Consider the following 16,395-nt stretch of genomic DNA (forward strand, 5'->3'; position numbering starts at 1 on the left):
ATGACGACGTTTTCTGCTCCACCGTTCCGGTTGTCTAATCAAGAGCGACTCGACGCGATGCGTCTTGCTCGCACGCCGGGCGTGGGTCCGATCAATTTTTCCAGGCTGCTTTGCCAATATGGCAGCCCGACTGCTGCTCTTTCCGCACTTCCTGAACGGATGCGTCAGGCTGGTCGTCTGGATTTTCCGGTTATTCCATCGGCTAACCAGATGGCCGATGAAGTTGAAACCCTCCGGAAAATGGGCGGAAATGTTTTGATCCGGGGGGACGCCAATTATCCCCTGATGCTGTCCTTCATCAAAGACGCTCCACCTGTGCTCTTTGTTCAGGGAGATCCGGCTAAACTCTCTCTGCGCTCTGTCGGCATTGTGGGAGCACGCAATGCTTCTGCTGCGGGCATTCGCATGGCCGAGAGCCTCTCTGCCGAGCTGACGGACTCGAAAATCTGCGTTGTTTCAGGTCTGGCCCGTGGGATCGATTCGGCGGCTCATGAGGCAGCCCTTTATCCCGGCCTGACGGCGGCGGCTGTCGCTGGAGGGCTGGATCACGTGTATCCGCCAGAAAATGCAAAGTTGCAGGCCAGTATTGCCGAACGCGGGTGCCTGGTGACAGAGGCGCCATTGGGTACCGTTCCCCAGGCACGGCACTTTCCTCGCCGCAATCGGCTAATTGCCGGGATCTCTCTCGGATGCGTTGTTGTGGAAGCCGCACTGCATTCCGGAACGCTGATTACGGCCAGTCTGGCGATCTCATACGACAGAGAAGTCTATGCTGTTCCGGGCTCGCCACTCGATCCCCGGTCTCGCGGCGGCAATGAGCTTTTACGACGCGGAGCGACGCTCACGGAAAATGTGCAGGATATTCTTTCTTGCCTCCCTTCCAAGCTCCCGGCTCCCCTTTCACCTCCATGGGTAAAGCAGCCGCACCAACCTGGTATTTTGCAAGGCTTTTCAGAACCTTACACAGCATGGAATGTGAGTGCGGAGGATCACTGGGAAGACCCCGATCTTGTACTGTCTGAGGTGCTTCCGCTTCTCTCCATGACACCGGTAACAGTTGACGAGGTGATGCGCCGCTGCCAGTTCTCCGTTTCGGCAGTACTGTCGACACTGACTGAGCTTGAGCTTGGGGGTGTCGTGGAGTTCGTGCCCGGCGGGCGCGTGGCGTTACAGCCGAACAGGAAGTGACGCGGAAGACCGGAGTGGCAATGACAGACGTTGTGGTAGTCGAGAGCCCATCAAAGGCCAAGACGATCAACAAGTATCTGGGAAGCGGGTTTACCGTTCTTGCTTCCTTCGGCCATGTGCGGGATCTGCCGCCCAAGGACGGGAGCGTACGCCCGGACGAGAACTTTGCTATGAGTTGGCAAACGGACGACCGGGGCGCCAAACAGATTGCGGCCATTGCCAAGGCTCTCAAGGGAGCAAAGAACCTCTATCTGGCCACTGACCCGGATCGCGAAGGTGAAGCAATCTCGTGGCATGTGCGCAGTGTCCTTGAAGAAAAGAAGCTCCTGAAGGGAATCGACGTTCATCGCGTCACCTTCAACGAAATTACGAAATCTGCCGTCACTGCTGCGATGGCTGGCCCACGTGAGCTGGATCAGCCCCTGATTGACGCTTATCTGGCCCGTCGTGCGCTGGACTATCTGGTGGGCTTTACGCTGTCGCCAGTGCTTTGGCGTAAGCTGCCGGGCAGCAAGAGTGCCGGCCGCGTGCAGTCCGTGGCGCTCCGCCTCATTTGCGAGCGTGAAGCCGAGATCGAGGTTTTCAAGCCGAAGGAATACTGGACCGTTACTGGCGGGTTCAATACTCCGGCGAAAGCCGCTTTTCAGGCGCGCCTCACCCATCTGCGTGGCGACAAACTCGACCAGTTCGATCTCAATAACGAACAGCTGGCCTTTGAGGCTCGTGACATCGTACAGGCAGGTCAGTTCACCGTTCGCTCTGTCGAGCGCAAACGGACAAAGCGCAACCCACCGCCGCCATTCACGACCTCTACGCTTCAGCAGGAAGCCTCCCGCAAGCTTGGCATGAGCGCGCAGACAACGATGCGCACGGCCCAGCAGCTTTATGAGGGCGTAGATCTTGGTGGTGAGACGATCGGTCTGATCACCTACATGCGAACCGATGGCGTCACGATGGCCAAAGAGGCAATCGGCGCGATTCGCGGACATATCAGCAAGGCGTTTGGGGACGAGTACGTGCCGGATTATCCGCGTGCCTATTCGACCAAAGCCAAGAACGCGCAGGAAGCGCATGAAGCCGTGCGCCCTACGGATGTGTTCCGCACACCTCAACAGGTCGCTCATGCGCTGTCTCCTGAACAGCGGCGGCTGTATGAACTGGTCTGGAAGCGCGCCGTTGCGTCACAGATGCAATCTGCCGAGCTTGATCAGGTTGCAGTCACCCTGGCGGATGCCAGCGGACAAACACTGCTCCGGGCAACGGGTTCGACGATTGCCTTCGATGGCTTCCTGAAGCTTTACATCGAAGGCAAGGACGATTCGAAGGCGGAAGACGACGACGGCAAGCTGCTTCCTGCCATGAAGGAAGGGGACCGCGTCGCGACGACGGCTGTTGATGCTGAACAGCACTTCACCCAGCCGCCGCCGCGCTACTCCGAAGCGTCTCTGGTCAAGAAAATGGAAGAGATCGGCATCGGTCGTCCTTCCACATATGCCTCTGTTCTAGGCGTTCTGCGGGACCGTAACTACGTTCGACTGGAAGCAAAGCGCTTCCTGCCGGAAGACCGAGGGCGCCTTGTCACAGCATTCCTAACGTCCTTTTTCGAGCGTTACGTCGATACCGGCTTCACAGCGTCTCTTGAAGAACAGTTGGATGACATTTCCGGTGGGCGGGCTGACTGGCACGATGTCATGGCAGCCTTCTGGCATGACTTCTCGGCAGCCGTAGATCAGACAAAAGATCTGAAAATCTCGGACGTCATTGACGCTCTGGATGAAGATCTGGGCGATCACTTCTTCCCGCCCAAGGACGACGGTACTGATCCTCGGGTCTGCACATCCTGCGGCACAGGCCGTCTGGGGCTGCGTCTTGGCAAGTTTGGCGCCTTCATCGGTTGCTCCAACTATCCGACCTGCCAATTTACGCGACGTCTGGTCGCTGATGACGGTGCGGATGAGGGCCTCAAGGACGGTATCAAGGTTCTGGGCCAGCATCCGGACACCGGTAAGGACATCACCATCCGTCGTGGGCCCTATGGACTGTATGTCCAGCAGGGAGAACCCAACCCGGAAGACAAGAAGGCCAAGCCCAAGCGTACAACCATTCCCACGGGGCTGGACGGCAACACCATGACCATGGAGCAGGCTCTGGGACTTCTGTCCCTACCCCGCCTGGTTGGGATACATCCGGAAACAGGGGAAAAGATCGAAGCTGGCCTTGGACGGTTTGGGCCCTATGTGAAGATGGGTGCGATCTACGGCACGCTGGACAAGGACGATGACGTCCTGACGGTTGGGCTGAACCGGGCAGTCGACAGCCTGGCGAAGAAGCTCGCCTCCATCCGCAACCTGGGAGCACATCCCAAGGACGGTGAGCCGGTCATGATCCGCAAGGGTCGTTTTGGTCCGTATGCGCAGCATGGCCAGTTGATCGCCAATCTCCCCAAAGATCAGGACATGAACGACATCACGCTCGATGCGGCCGTGGCGCTTCTGGCGGAGAAAGGTAAGCCTCTGAAGGGTGGAGCCAAGAAGACGACTGCTAAGAAGGCTCCAGCCAAAACGGCAAAAAGCAAAAAAACTTCAGATGTGGATGCAACTTCTGCCGAAGAAGCTCCGAAGAAAAAGACGACCCGCGCCACAACAAAAACTTCGACGGCGCGGAAAACAGCCGGGTCTGCAACGAAAAAGCGGAAAACGGCGGCAGACCCTTCCTCAGACGCCTGAACCGTTACTCTTGAGGGGGTGTGACTCACTTGCACACCCTCCAACAATGTCATTGGTGTGTCTTTACCGGGGCCGAAGTTTGTGGCGTGGTCAAAAGATGGATGGGGTAACAACTTCCTTCTTTCCGCCTCTCCTCAAGGACCCCTCTTTGCGCCATGCCGCACGTCCCATGATCCTGTTTCTGTCGCATATTCGCGAGACGGCGTGCCGCCCGGTTTTTATCCTCAGCCTTGTCACGCTGGCGCTGGGGGCACCCGTCCGGCCAGTTCTGGCCCAAGGCACGCCGCCAGCAAGCACACCTACTGCTCCTGAGGCTGCACCGGCTTTCTCTGCCGGGGTAACGAGGGATGTTCTCGTGGCAGCTCTCGGGTTTCTGGCCCCTCGGACCCTGGACGCTCACCCCCCCCGCGAATTCTGCATCTGGGGGCTGGACGGTCTGACGGCGATTGATCCTACGATTATCGTGACAACGAACCCTGCCGAGGACCACGATGGTCAGCACACACCTGAAACCGTGACGCTGACGCGCGGTCAGAAGCTGTTCTTCAAGCGCTCCCTTCCCGCCGACAACAACCGCACCGGATGGGCAGATCTTGTAACTGCCGCCATGGACTCTGCCTGGACTCATTCATCCACAATCCGGGAGGCAGGCGATGATGCGCTGCTTCAGGGTTTCTTTGATGAGCTGTTCAACCACATGGACCCCTATTCGCGATATCTGGGACCAACGCCGGCTGTCGCGGACCGGACACGACGCACGGGTCAGAGCGGTACGGTGGGCCTAACACTGGGGCAGCAAGGCCATTCGATCGTCGTGACGGCTGTGAATGCCAACGGGCCCGCCTGGGAGGCTGGGGTGGACATGGGGCAGCGCCTGATCTCGGTGAACGGAAAGTCGACCCACGGTCAGTCTCCGGACACTGTGCAGAGCTGGCTGGAAGGCAACGAACGTACGGCGGTTTCTCTGGCTCTCGCGTCCAAGGGAAAACGTCCGGCAACCTTGAAGATCATGAGAGCGCAGGTTCCGCCTGAAACCGTTTTCGCGGCTACGGTGGATACATACACGCTTCTGAAAATCACTTCCTTTTCGACCCAGACGGCTGAGGAAATCAGCCAGTATCTCGATCAGGTGGTGGAAGATGACACACCTGATGGCTCTGGTGCCACGCAGGCAGCAGGCAAAGCAAAGCGCCCTGCGGGGATTATCATTGATCTGCGCGGGGATCGTGGCGGCGTTCTTCAACAGGCTGTTACGGCTGCCGCCCTGTTCCTTGATCATGGCGTAGCAGTCACGACGCATGGCCGCGATCCTCAGGCCAATCACATCTGGGCCGTTCAAGGCGGCGACATGACAAGTGGAGCGCCGATTGTCATCCTCGTGGATGGTCGCACAGCAAGCGCAGCGGAAATTCTTGCCGCAGCCTTGGCCGATCATCGCCGCGCCGTCGTCATTGGCAGCGAGACCTTGGGCAAGGGTCTGGTTCAGGTGATTGGCCAGATGCCCAATGGCGGCGAACTGTTCGTGACATGGAGCCGCAATCAGGCCCCGCTGGGCTGGCCCATTCAAGGTCTGGGCGTCATGCCTCAGGTTTGCACCTCCCGGGGGAGCGATGACCTGCATGCCCAGCTTGACGCTCTGAAAAACGGGAATGCCCCGCAGGCAGGAGCCGTTCAGATGGCTCGAGCAGCGCGCTACCCCGTTCCTGTTGCCCGAATTCTGGACATTCGACGTCATTGCCCGGCAGCGATTGGGACAGACGCAGACATGGACACGGCAAGATTCATGCTGTCTTCTGCTTCGGCCTACAGGGCAGCGCTTGAAGCTGTCCCTGACGAAAATACCGCACCTCTGCACTAACTTTTCAGGATATGGACGGAACTTTCATGGGTGCACGTTTAAAAACAGGTCTCTGGGTGCGCGCCGTGATGCGACGGATTTCTTCCGACGGCACGTCCGCCATGGTCCTGAAAAAAGGTGATGAGGATGCCGGAGCCGTCCTGATCGTTCTCAGGGACCGCGACGACAATGTCGCCCTCCTCCGTGAAAATGGTTCGGACTGGATTCGGGCAGACGTTGAAGGTGCTGCCGGACTGGAAGACTATCTGGAACGCCAGCGTCGTTATGATCCGGACCTCTGGGTCATTGAACTGGAAGTCCGGAATGTAGCCACGCCGCTGGAACGAACACTTGGTTCGCGTCGCGCAGATCTGGACGTGATGCACTGAACTGTGGGAGGGAGGACACACTGGGCGACGAACATGCCCATTGTGAAACTTTCGCATCACCCATTAAAGGGTTCGGCGCGTTGCCATCGCCTGTAGTTTCGGCAAGAAGACTTTCAAATTGGGTTGGTTGGAGAGAAATGACATGATGCAGCGATCCGTTTTCAGGACCTGGCTTGCCCGGGCCGGGCTCACTGCAGGCGTTTCGATGCTGGTCATGGGGGCCGCAGAGGCGCAGCCGGTCAGGGGACTGTACGTTTCCGGGTCTGGCGGCGCGAGCTTCAACCAGGATCAGACAGTCCGTCTTTCTCCTGTCTTCCCGAGCGGCCGTGACCACTATCAGGCAGGCGTCACGGGACTCGGCAGCGTTGGCTGGGGCCTCGGAAACGGGTTCCGGGTCGAGGTTGAGGGAAATTACCGCAACAATCGTCTCCAGCAGTTCAAGAGCAGCCTGTTCCCGTCTTCTGTCGGTGGTCGCCAGCAGAGCTACGGCGTGATGGCAAATGCCCTATTTGACATGGATATCGGGCAGTCCTGGGTTTATCCGTATTTCGGCGCAGGTGTAGGCTACGGCTGGCAGTCCATGAACACCTATGTTCATGCACCCAGCGGTGCATTCGACCAGCACGTCACCGGTACGGCAGGAAACTTCGCCTATCAGGGCATCTTCGGTCTGTCCTTCCCTGTTCCCTGGGTGGTTGGTCTCTCCGCCACGACAGAATACCGTTTCTACTCCCTGCTTGGGCCTAACGGTCATCACGCTACGGCAACAGGCGTTTACGGCGGCTGGGACCAGAAACAGGCTTATGGCTCTTCCACGGGCAACCGCGATACCCGCACGAACTTCAATCACTCGCTGCTCCTAGGCCTGCGTTACGAGTTCAACCCGGCTCCGCCGCCTGCACCACCGGCTCCAGCAGTGATCGCTGCGCCCGCGCCAGCCCCGACACGCACGTATCTCGTCTTCTTTGACTGGGATTCGGCGGCTCTGAGCGAACGTGCGAAGTCTGTGGTGGCTGAAGCTGCCAAGAACTCCACTTCGACCCAGGTCACGCATATTGAAGTCAGCGGATATACGGACACGTCCGCTGCCCAGCCAGGGGCACGCGGTCAGGCTTACAATCTCGGCCTCTCCAACCGTCGCGCCGAAAGTGTGAAGGCTGAGCTGATCCGTGACGGTGTGGCAGCTGGCCTAATTTCCACGCAGGGCTTTGGCGAGGCTCACCCCCTCGTCCCGACAGGCCCGAATGCTCGTGAGCCTCAGAACCGCCGCGTTGAAATCGATTTCAAGTAAGGTTTAGCCTTACGTTTTAAACGGCCTTGAAAGCCGGCGCCCTTGACTGGGCGCCGGCTTTTTTCATGTCTGATCCGGTAAAAATGATACAAAAAAAGCGGGGATAAACCCCGCCTTTTTCGTCACGAAGCTGAAGAGCTTCAGTGCTTGCGACGTGTCGTCTGACGCGTAGCTGTCTTCTTTTTCGTGGTGGTTGTAGCAGCCTTCGGCGTCGGTGCCGTAACAGCAGGCTTGGCAACAACAACGCCGGTCGCGTCCACAGTGATGTGTACAACGAGGTGTTCGCGCTTCTTGCCACCACCTGGGATCAGCTCCGCCGTGAACGTGTCTGCACCAGCATAAGCCGTTGCAGGGGTATAGTTCACGTAGGTGTGGCCATCGTAGTTGTAGAGGAAAGCCTTGCCATGTGACGGCGCAGGATTCACACCGAAGGAGGAATAGCTGCTGCCGAAGGACTTCTGCACGGAGATCGCGCAGAGGCCATCGTCACTGCGAACGGTCATGTCCACGTTCATCGTGCCATCAGCGGCGGTTGTGACCGGCGAGACGTGGCAGACTGCAGAAACCTTCTGGTAGCCGAAGGGGTTCGGCGTCACAGAGCGTTGAACGATCGCCTGCTGTGCGCAGCCGGAAAGAAGCAGGGAAAAGGCAAAGGCCGATCCCAGGGTAATGACGGAACCTCGCAGGCGCACGGTCAACTCCAACGCTCGTGACAGACTTAATGCCGCGCTTCCCGCGACAAGATAGACGTTCGCATGTAGAACAGGACGAGGCGGGGTGAAAGCCTGTCCGTCTCCCTTATGCGCACTTTCAGGGCTTTTTCTGCGGTCGGCGTGATAAATTACAATTGAGAACGCGAACGCCCATTTTCCGCCACGAAATTATGTTGCAGGTAAAGAGCTTGCCGCACGTTTCTCACATGCGGATTCATCTTTCCGCGGGCCGCAAGCCCGGATTATGCTGTCTGTCTGTTTCCGGCCATCAGTCCCGGCCTTGTGGAGTTTGTCGATGCCTTCGTTTTTCCGTCGTTCCTTCGTCCGTCTGGCTGGTGCTGGCCTGGCGTGCACAACACTGTTCGCCGCTCATGCCACGCCAGCTTTCGCAGCTGAGTGCGGCAACTCCCCAGCTCATGAAGCTTTTGACGTCGCGGGCCTGAAGTCCGAACTGATGGTAACGGCTCTCTCCTGCAAGTCGCAGGATCGCTACAACGCGTTCGTTGCCAAGTTCCGCCCGTCCCTTCTGGACGCGGAAAAGCGCCTTGATGGCTATTTCCGCACCACATACGGCCGCCGCGCTCAGGCAGCTCACGATGATTACATCACGCAGCTGGCTGATGTGCAGTCCCTTGGTGGCCTGAAGTCCGGCACGGTCTTCTGTGAACAGCGCACAGCCATGTTCGATGAGATTGATGCACTGGAAACAGGATCTGATCTGGCTCACTACGCCGAAGCCAAAGATGTCGCCCAGCCTGCGTCCTATGAGAGCTGTGCAGCACCTGCCACGGTTGACCGTCGCCCGCGCCATGGCACAACCAAAAGCACCACGACGCGTCGCACGCACCGCGCCTGATCTGCTGCCGAAAGTCAGTCGTTCTGTTCCATCCGGAAGCGTTCTCTTGACGTTCCGGACTGGGACGGCGACAACGCAGACATGAGCGATCTGTTCGAGTCAGGCAAAGCAGGAAATACCAAGGCGACTGGCGGCCGCAAAGGCGCCGTCAACACGGATTATGGCGCACAGGATATCGAGGTCCTTGAAGGACTGGAGCCTGTTCGTCGTCGCCCTGGAATGTATATCGGTGGCACGGATGATAACGCCTATCATCACCTTGCCTCCGAAATTCTCGATAACGCCATGGATGAAGCCGTAGCCGGCCATGCCAGTAGCATCGAAATGCGACTGGAAGGCCCACGGACACTTATGGTGCGCGATAACGGTCGCGGCATTCCAACGGACCCTCATCCCAAATTCCCGGATAAATCCGCGCTGGAAGTGATCTTCACGACGCTTCATGCGGGCGGAAAATTCTCTGGCAAGGCGTATGATACGTCTGGCGGCCTGCATGGTGTCGGCAGTTCGGTTGTCAACGCGCTCTCCGACAAGCTTGAAGTGGAAGTCGCCCGGGACCGGGTACTTTATCGGCAGGATTTCTCCCGTGGTGTGCCGCTTGGCCCTTTGGCCGAAGTCGGCAAGGCTCCCAATCGCCGAGGCACCACGGTCCGATTTTCGCCTGATCCGGAAATCTTCGGGAATCTTCATTTCTCCGCATCCCGCCTGTACCGGCTCTGCTGCTCCAAGGCCGCTCTGTTCCGTGGCGTCATCATTCAGTGGAAATGTGATCCGGAGCTGATCAAGGCTGACGACGAAACACCAGTCGAAGCCACGATCCAGTTTCCGAACGGTCTGGAAGATGCCCTGACGGCAGAACTCGGTCCCAACCCTGATCTGTTGACGCCCCTTTGGGCCGGAGAAGCCGAGCTTCCTCTGGCAGCCGACGGCCGGACAGGTGGCAAAGTGGAATGGGCTGTCGCGTTTCTGGAAGCTGGCACATCCACACTCACCTCCTACTGCAACACGATTCCCACGCCGCAGGGCGGCACGCATGAAGCGGGCTTCCGGGCCGCTCTGGTCAAGGGTTTCCGTTCCTGGGGGGACCAGCGCAAGGTCAAACGCGCAGCAGCGATTACGGCTGAAGATGTTCTTGGCGCCGTTGCGGCCAAGCTTTCTGTCTTTATTCGTGACCCGCAGTTTCAGGGCCAGACCAAGGACAAACTGACCAATCAGGAAGCCTCGCGTCTTGTAGAAGGCGCCCTGCGTGACCGAATCGACCATTGGCTCGGTGGGAATCCGCAGCAGGCCGATAACCTTCTGGCATTCATGGTGGAGCGCGCTGAAGAGCGTTTGCGCCGTCGTGAAGTCAAGGAAACAGCGCGGAAAAGTGCGACGCGCAAACTGCGTCTTCCCGGCAAGCTGACAGACTGCACCCGCGAGAACGCCTCCGAGACCGAACTGTTTCTGGTCGAGGGCGAATCGGCCGGTGGCTCTGCGCGCCAAGCGCGTGACCGGGAAACGCAGGCGGTTCTGCCACTGCGTGGTAAGATTCTGAACGTCGCCTCCGCCACCGCCGACAAGCTCCGCGGGAATCAGGAACTCCGTGACCTGACGGAAGCTCTTGGCTGCGGTCTGGGGTCGTCTTTCGACATCAGCCGCCTTCGCTACGGCCGCGTCATCATCATGACAGACGCGGACGTCGACGGTGCGCATATTGCCTCCCTTCTGATGACGTTCTTCTATCGCGAAATGCCGGAACTGATCCGTCATGGGCATCTGCATCTGGCTCAGCCGCCGCTATATCGCCTGACGCATGGGGCAAAGACGGTCTATGCGATGAACGATCAGGACCGTGACAAGCGCATCAAGGCGGACTTCAAGTCCAATGCGAAGGTTGAGGTGTCCCGATTCAAGGGTCTGGGCGAGATGCCTGTGAAGGATCTCAAGCAGACGACGATGGACCCTGCACGCCGGACGCTTCTGCGAGTGGTCGCTCTTCCTGAAGATCGCGCGCTGACAAGCGAACGCGTGGAAAGCCTCATGGGACGCAAGCCGGAACTCCGATTCCGCTTCATTCAGGAGCACGCCCGTTCCGTCGAAGATCTTGACGTCTGAACGTGACCACTGGTGTGCAGCCTGTTGAAAAATACGGACAACTTAAGGCGGTAGGGCTACTGATCGGGGGGATATCCTCCTTCCAGATCGGCGCCACTCTGGCGAAGGGGCTTTTTCCGCTCTTTGGTCCAACCGGGATGGTGGGGCTGCGTGTCTGTATGGCCGCACTCATTCTGCTGGCCATCTGGCGCCCGACTCGCATGACCCTGACACCAGCGGCCCTGAAGCTGCTGCTGCCTTATGGCGCGTCTGTTGCGGTCATGAACTTCTGCTTCTATGTGGCGCTGGTTCGCCTGCCACTGGGGATCGTAGTTGCACTTGAATTCACGGGTCCGCTGACGCTCGCACTTGCTGGGTCACGTCGCTGGCTCGACCTGTGCTGGGTACTTTTTGTGATTTCCGGACTGTATCTGCTGCTGCGCCCAGAGACGGCAGCCGTTGCCGGATCTGCCCATGCTCTGGATATATTCGGAGTCTGTGCAGCACTCCTGAGTGGCTGCGGGTGGATCGTGTACATCCTCACAGGCACACGCATGGGGAAGATCCTAGATGCGGGGCAAGCGACAACACTGGGTATGGCAACGGCGGGGATTTTTCTTCTCCCCTGCCTGATTCCCACAATTCCCACCGTCATCACGCATCCGTGGCAAGGTGGAGCGGCCCTCAGCGTGGCCGTTCTTTCCTCGGCCGTGCCTTATATCCTCGACATGATGGCCATGCGTCGACTTCGGCCGAAAGACCTTGGAATTCTGCTGAGCATGGAGCCCATGCTCGGCGCCGTTTCAGGCTGGATCTTTCTGGGCGAAGCGCTGTCGATCACACGATGGGCAGGCGTTTTGTGTATCGTTGTTGCGTCTCTCGGCAACGTTCTTACAGCCCGGAAAGCCACTCTGCACTAACCATCCGGGCAAAGGATAATCAGACGCTTTCAGCGACCCAGTTCCGGCGTTTGGTGGCTTTGCCAATACCCGGGTTAAAGCAGTTACATGGGTCCAGACTGCGATAGTGTTCGATCATCTCTTCCGGCGCATCGTAAAGATGACCGACGTTATGCTCGGCAGGATAACGGGCGCCCCGGGCCTCCAAACCTGGCAGCATGGAGTGCTCCACGGCCATGGCGTTGTAGCCCTTTTTCACCACGTAATCCTGATGCATCACGTGGCAGAAGAAGTGGCCGTAGTAGAGTTTGACGATAATCTTGTCTTCAATCTCTTTCGGCAAAGTTTCAAACCACTCCCGGTCATTGCGCCGCAGCGCCACATCAAGAGCAACAATATCTTCTGCCGTCTTTGAATGAACGGCACGGTAACGGATGGCCGCTCCGGCTGCGGCAAAGCGATGAAGGAAGGCCAGCTTGCCTTCTTCCGGGGTGCAGGCAAAGAAATCGCCAGACGTTTTTGAGTACCAGTCTTCAAGATACGCTTTGACGGGCGCTGCGAGCTCCGCTGACACCTTGAGCATGAGATGATGCTCGAAACGATCCCGGAAATCACACATGCGTGCCGGGAGCTGTTTGGGAATGACCTTACTGAACGCCTGAAGAAGGAGGTCACTCAGGTGGCCTGAAATGCCCGGGATGCGCTGTACGGCAATATCAAACCGGGATTTCAGACCGAAGAACGTGGGCAGGAACCGTGTACCCATGTAGCGAATGATGGCCGTCGTATCCTTGCCGTAGACCTCGGCAATATTGAACGCGTCGCGGTGGATATATTCCCCAGCGATTGGCAACTCATCGAAGCTTGTGAGGATATGGCGACGCAGGTCTTCCAGATCCTGCGTGCTGTTGGTCCCGATGTAGAATACTGCTGGATTCTTATTGGCCTTGAAGGTGTCGAGGCGCACGGCGAACACAACCAGCTTTCCAGCGCATCCGGCGGCTTCATGCCAGCGGTTGGGGTCCGCATTAAAGCGTGCAGGCGTTTCAGCATCCACGTCCCGCACATGCTGGGCATAACCCGCGTCATGGCCGCGGCCTGCGTTCCAGTCGATGGCACTATCAGGAAGCTGCCCAGTCTGAACGGCAGAGAGAATCTGCTCTGGATCACCTTCGAGGCGGATCCCTAGATGGTTGACGAGATGCAGTTTCCCATCTGCCCCCATCTGACCAAACAGGGCCATTTCCGTAAAAGCCGGACCGCGCTGGACCAGCGCGCCGCCGGAATTGTTACTCACACCGCCAAGAACGGAGGCACCGATACAGGATGAGCCAATAACCGAGTGGGGCTCGCGGCCAATCTTGGCGAGCTTTTCTTCCAGATCATGCAGGGTCGAGCCAGGAAGACAAACAACCTGACGCCCCTCACCGATCAGGTGGATGCCATCCAGCCGGTTCGTGCTGATGATGACGATCTCGCGGTCATAATCGTTGCCGTCCGGTGTAGAGCCACCGGTCAAGCCGGTGTTAGCGGCCTGCATGATGATAATCTTGCCGCTTTCAGCACAGAGCTTGGCAGCTTTCCACAGTTCAACAAGGTTTCCCGGCTGCAGAACGGCCAGCACATCGCCGAGCCCAAACCGATATCCTTTACGGAAGCGATAAGTCGCGTTGGGCTTGGTCAGAACATGACGGCGGCCAACGACCGAACGAAGGGCATCAAGGAAAACCGTGTTCCCGCTGGAGCTGGCCGGCATGTCTGTATTCTTCCTTCAACGTTTCTGGCGTTGCTACCTTCAAAGCGCAGCCAGCGGACTCCATGGTTCCAAAATTACGCCTGTTCAGCGACAGGCTTACAGACACACCCGCAAGGGCACGCCGTCCATGCCTCAGATCAAGCAATGGGATCACAATCGGGCGACTATTTAATACGCCCGAAAAGACGCTCGATCTCGCTACGCGTCAATTTTAACCAGGTTGGACGGCCGTGCGAACAGGTATTGGCGCGCGGAGTACGCTCCATTTCCCGCAAAAGAGCATCCATTTCTTCCGGTTTCAGGCGTCGGCCCGCGCGAATGCTTCCATGACAGGCCATCCGGGCCAGAATGGCATCCAGACGATTGGAAAAACTATCCGTATTGCCAGCATCCAGATCCGGATCATTGGCGAGTTCATCCGCCACATCCCGCAGAAGGCCCTGAACGTCCTTTGTGCCGAGAAGGGCGGGGACTGATCGGAGCAGCACGCTCCCTGCACCAAAGGATTCGAGGTCTATCCCCAATCTGGACAGATCTTCAGACCGTGCCAGTAGAGCCTCAGCATCCCGCCGTGGCAGATCCACGACTTCAGGCAGAAGGAGCGCCTGAGACCGTAGAGTCCCGCTGGCATACTGCTCTCTCAGGCGCTCATGAGTCAGACGTTCATGAGCCGCATGCTGATCCACGAGAACCAAATCCCCATCAGGGGCAACGGCAATAATGTATGTATCAAAGACCTGAGCTACCGAAGCGCCGAGCGGAAAAGAGGCGTCAAGATGCTCTGGGACAGGTTGGGGCGCACGCGCAGTTGGCGCAAAACCGGCTTCCTGTTCAGCAAAGCCCGATCGATCGGGAGCGAATGGCGCTGCCTTTGGCACACTTAAGGGCAACGATGCTGCTGGTTCTGCCCGGAACTCATTGAAAGAGGGCAGTTCAACAGGAACGTCTGGCCGCGACGGGTAGGAAATTGAGGGACGCGATGGACGTGACCCAAAGCTGGCGTGGATTCCGCCTCCACCGCTGGACCCATGGCCGAGGGCCCGACCMAAACCGCCAATGACGAGTGCCCGGACTTCAGCTTCATCCGCAAAACGCAGTTCTGTCTTGGCAGGATGTACGTTCACATCCAGTCGCTCCAGAGGCACCTTGAGATGAAGAGCCATCACCGGAAAACGCCCCCGTTCAATGACGGGACGATACGCCACACGGATGGCTGTCCGCAGCATGGGATCTGTAACCGGGCGGTGATTGACCATGATGAACTGGCCCGAACCGGTAGCCTTGGTTTTGGCAGGGCCGCATGCAAAGCCGGAGAGGCGTATATGGCCGCGCTGCTCATCAAGCGGGATCAGCGTGTCTGGCGTTGTCTCCAGAACCGTTGCCGTCCGGGCGATGGGGCTTTGTTCCGGCAGGTCAAACAGGACCTTATCGTCCAATATGACGCGCATGGCGCAATGTGGCGCGCTCAGAGCCAGACGGCGCATGACCGATTCGGCGTGGCTATTTTCCACGCGCGGGCTTTTGAGAAACTTGCGTCGCGCTGGTGTGGCAAAGAACAGATCCGTAACCACAATGCGCGTACCCACCGGACCGGAAGATGGGTGCGGCGGCGTAATGACGCCTCCATCGACACGAATGCACCAGGCCGTGTCAGATTCGGCTGTTCGGGATGTAATGGACAGGCGTGCGCTTGCCCCAATGGATGGCAGGGCTTCTCCACGGAAACCCAGCGTGCGGATCTGAACGAGACGTTCGTCCTGCAATTTGGAAGTGCAATGGCGCTGGACCGCCATGTCCAGCTCTTCCGGCGTCATGCCGCAACCATTGTCCGTGACATCGATACGATCTGTACCGCCAGCGCGAAGGGCGACCACAAGACGCGTGGCGCCAGCATCAATCGCGTTCTCGACAAGCTCTTTCAGAGCCGCAGCCGGCCGTTCAATAACCTCACCCGCCGCGATCAGATCAACAACATGACCTGACAGCCGACGGATGATCGGGCGTACAAGGGAAGGTTTTTCAGACAGGACGGTGACTCACAATCCTGAAGGCCGGGAGAGTGCCGTTTACAGCACGCCCAGAAAGTGGCCGCTCTTTTTCTTGACGGTCGGGGTGGCACCTGTTGCCGGGTTACGACCCAGAGCCGAGTTCTCACGAATACGGCGGTTTTCAGCGTCCCCGTCGACCACGGAGCCAGCCTGGCCGCCCTTCCAGAACATCAGGTTGTCAACGAAGCCTGCATCGGCAGCACCGAGCTCGGCATTGTTGGGAGCACCAGAAGCCTTGTCCACCTGACCAACCAGCGCGGACTGGCCGCTGCTGTTTTCGCCGCCAAAGGGGTGCAGCGCTGCATCCGGAGACAGCGTTTCAAGAGCCTGCATCCGCGGGCTCTCGTCCGGCCGGTGCGCATCGGCAGCGCCGGGAAGCTGCATCTTCTCTGAAGGCGGCATGGACAGCGGGGCACGCGTCGTGACGGTATATTCGTCCGGCATGTAGCGTTCCATGCCGAAGGCCCGCTCCAGATCGCTGCCTGAGCAACCAGACAGCATCAGGCCGAATGAAGCAATTGCACCCATCTGTACGCTGAGACGGGCAACTGGAAGACGGTTACGGCGCATTGAGGGACCCTGGGACGCAATCATGATGGGTATAGTCCTACAGTCC

The 16,395-nt window shown here is 58.5% G+C and carries 13 protein-coding genes; 9 read left to right on the forward strand and 4 right to left on the reverse strand.

Features of this window, described 5'->3' with window-relative positions:
* The 5 genes from dprA to KP708_RS10555 all read left to right on the forward strand — a co-directional run bounded on the left by dprA (window position 1) and on the right by KP708_RS10555 (window position 7,431).
* Window positions 1-1,188 carry a DNA-processing protein DprA gene (gene dprA / locus KP708_RS10535; RefSeq protein WP_215751064.1) on the forward strand — a complete coding sequence of 396 codons (1,188 nt, stop codon included), beginning with the start codon at window positions 1-3 and terminating at the stop codon, window positions 1,186-1,188.
* Between the two features lie 20 nt (window positions 1,189-1,208).
* Window positions 1,209-3,914, forward strand: a complete 2,706-nt coding sequence (gene topA, locus KP708_RS10540; protein ID WP_215751065.1) for a type I DNA topoisomerase — start codon at window positions 1,209-1,211, stop codon at window positions 3,912-3,914.
* A gap of 169 nt (window positions 3,915-4,083) precedes the next feature.
* Window positions 4,084-5,772: a S41 family peptidase gene (locus KP708_RS10545; protein WP_371822781.1), complete on the forward strand. Its 1,689-nt coding sequence runs from the start codon at window positions 4,084-4,086 to the stop codon at window positions 5,770-5,772.
* Window positions 5,773-5,798: 26 nt separating this feature from the next.
* A complete protein-coding gene (locus tag KP708_RS10550) occupies window positions 5,799-6,140 on the forward strand; it encodes a DUF1491 family protein (RefSeq protein WP_046900928.1) in 342 nt (113 codons plus the stop codon).
* Window positions 6,141-6,282: 142 nt separating this feature from the next.
* The gene (locus KP708_RS10555; RefSeq protein ID WP_099213312.1) at window positions 6,283-7,431 is read left to right on the forward strand and encodes an OmpA family protein; all 1,149 of its coding nucleotides are present in this window, start codon (window positions 6,283-6,285) and stop codon (window positions 7,429-7,431) included.
* A 140-nt stretch (window positions 7,432-7,571) separates the two neighbouring features.
* On the opposite strand, the gene KP708_RS10560 is transcribed toward KP708_RS10555, so the two are convergent.
* Window positions 7,572-8,123 carry a hypothetical protein gene (locus tag KP708_RS10560; RefSeq protein ID WP_046900929.1) on the reverse strand — a complete coding sequence of 184 codons (552 nt, stop codon included), beginning with the start codon at window positions 8,121-8,123 and terminating at the stop codon, window positions 7,572-7,574.
* A gap of 316 nt (window positions 8,124-8,439) precedes the next feature.
* Between KP708_RS10560 and KP708_RS10565 the strand changes: the two genes are divergently transcribed.
* From KP708_RS10565 to KP708_RS10575, 3 genes are all read left to right on the forward strand, one after another.
* Entirely contained in the window at window positions 8,440-9,000 is a 561-nt protein-coding gene (locus tag KP708_RS10565; RefSeq protein WP_249203008.1) for a hypothetical protein, read from the forward strand.
* Window positions 9,001-9,081: 81 nt separating this feature from the next.
* On the forward strand, window positions 9,082-11,097 hold the full coding sequence (gene parE, locus KP708_RS10570) for a DNA topoisomerase IV subunit B (RefSeq protein WP_215751067.1): 2,016 nt from the start codon (window positions 9,082-9,084) through the stop codon (window positions 11,095-11,097).
* A gap of 2 nt (window positions 11,098-11,099) precedes the next feature.
* A complete protein-coding gene (locus KP708_RS10575; RefSeq protein ID WP_046900260.1) occupies window positions 11,100-11,996 on the forward strand; it encodes a DMT family transporter in 897 nt (298 codons plus the stop codon).
* Between the two features lie 19 nt (window positions 11,997-12,015).
* Here the strand turns inward: KP708_RS10575 and dld are convergent, their stop codons facing one another.
* The gene (dld, locus tag KP708_RS10580) at window positions 12,016-13,731 is read right to left on the reverse strand and encodes a D-lactate dehydrogenase (RefSeq protein WP_215751068.1); all 1,716 of its coding nucleotides are present in this window, start codon (window positions 13,729-13,731) and stop codon (window positions 12,016-12,018) included.
* Between dld and KP708_RS10585 the strand changes: the two genes are divergently transcribed.
* Window positions 13,730-13,903, forward strand: coding sequence for a hypothetical protein (locus KP708_RS10585; RefSeq protein ID WP_215751069.1), 174 nt, complete (start codon window positions 13,730-13,732; stop codon window positions 13,901-13,903). The genes dld and KP708_RS10585 overlap by 2 nt on opposite strands.
* Here the strand turns inward: KP708_RS10585 and mutL are convergent.
* Entirely contained in the window at window positions 13,896-15,758 is a 1,863-nt protein-coding gene (mutL, locus tag KP708_RS10590; RefSeq protein WP_215757180.1) for a DNA mismatch repair endonuclease MutL, read from the reverse strand. The two genes, KP708_RS10585 and mutL, sit on opposite strands and share 8 nt — an antisense overlap.
* 39 nt (window positions 15,759-15,797) lie before the next feature.
* Window positions 15,798-16,373 (reverse strand): DUF3035 domain-containing protein, encoded by a 576-nt coding sequence (locus KP708_RS10595; protein WP_202208075.1) that lies wholly within the window; start codon window positions 16,371-16,373, stop codon window positions 15,798-15,800.
* Between the last annotated feature and the right edge of the window lie 22 nt (window positions 16,374-16,395).

This window comes from Gluconobacter sp. P5H9_a (assembly GCF_018812085.1).
Taxonomy (GTDB): Bacteria; Pseudomonadota; Alphaproteobacteria; order Acetobacterales; family Acetobacteraceae; genus Gluconobacter.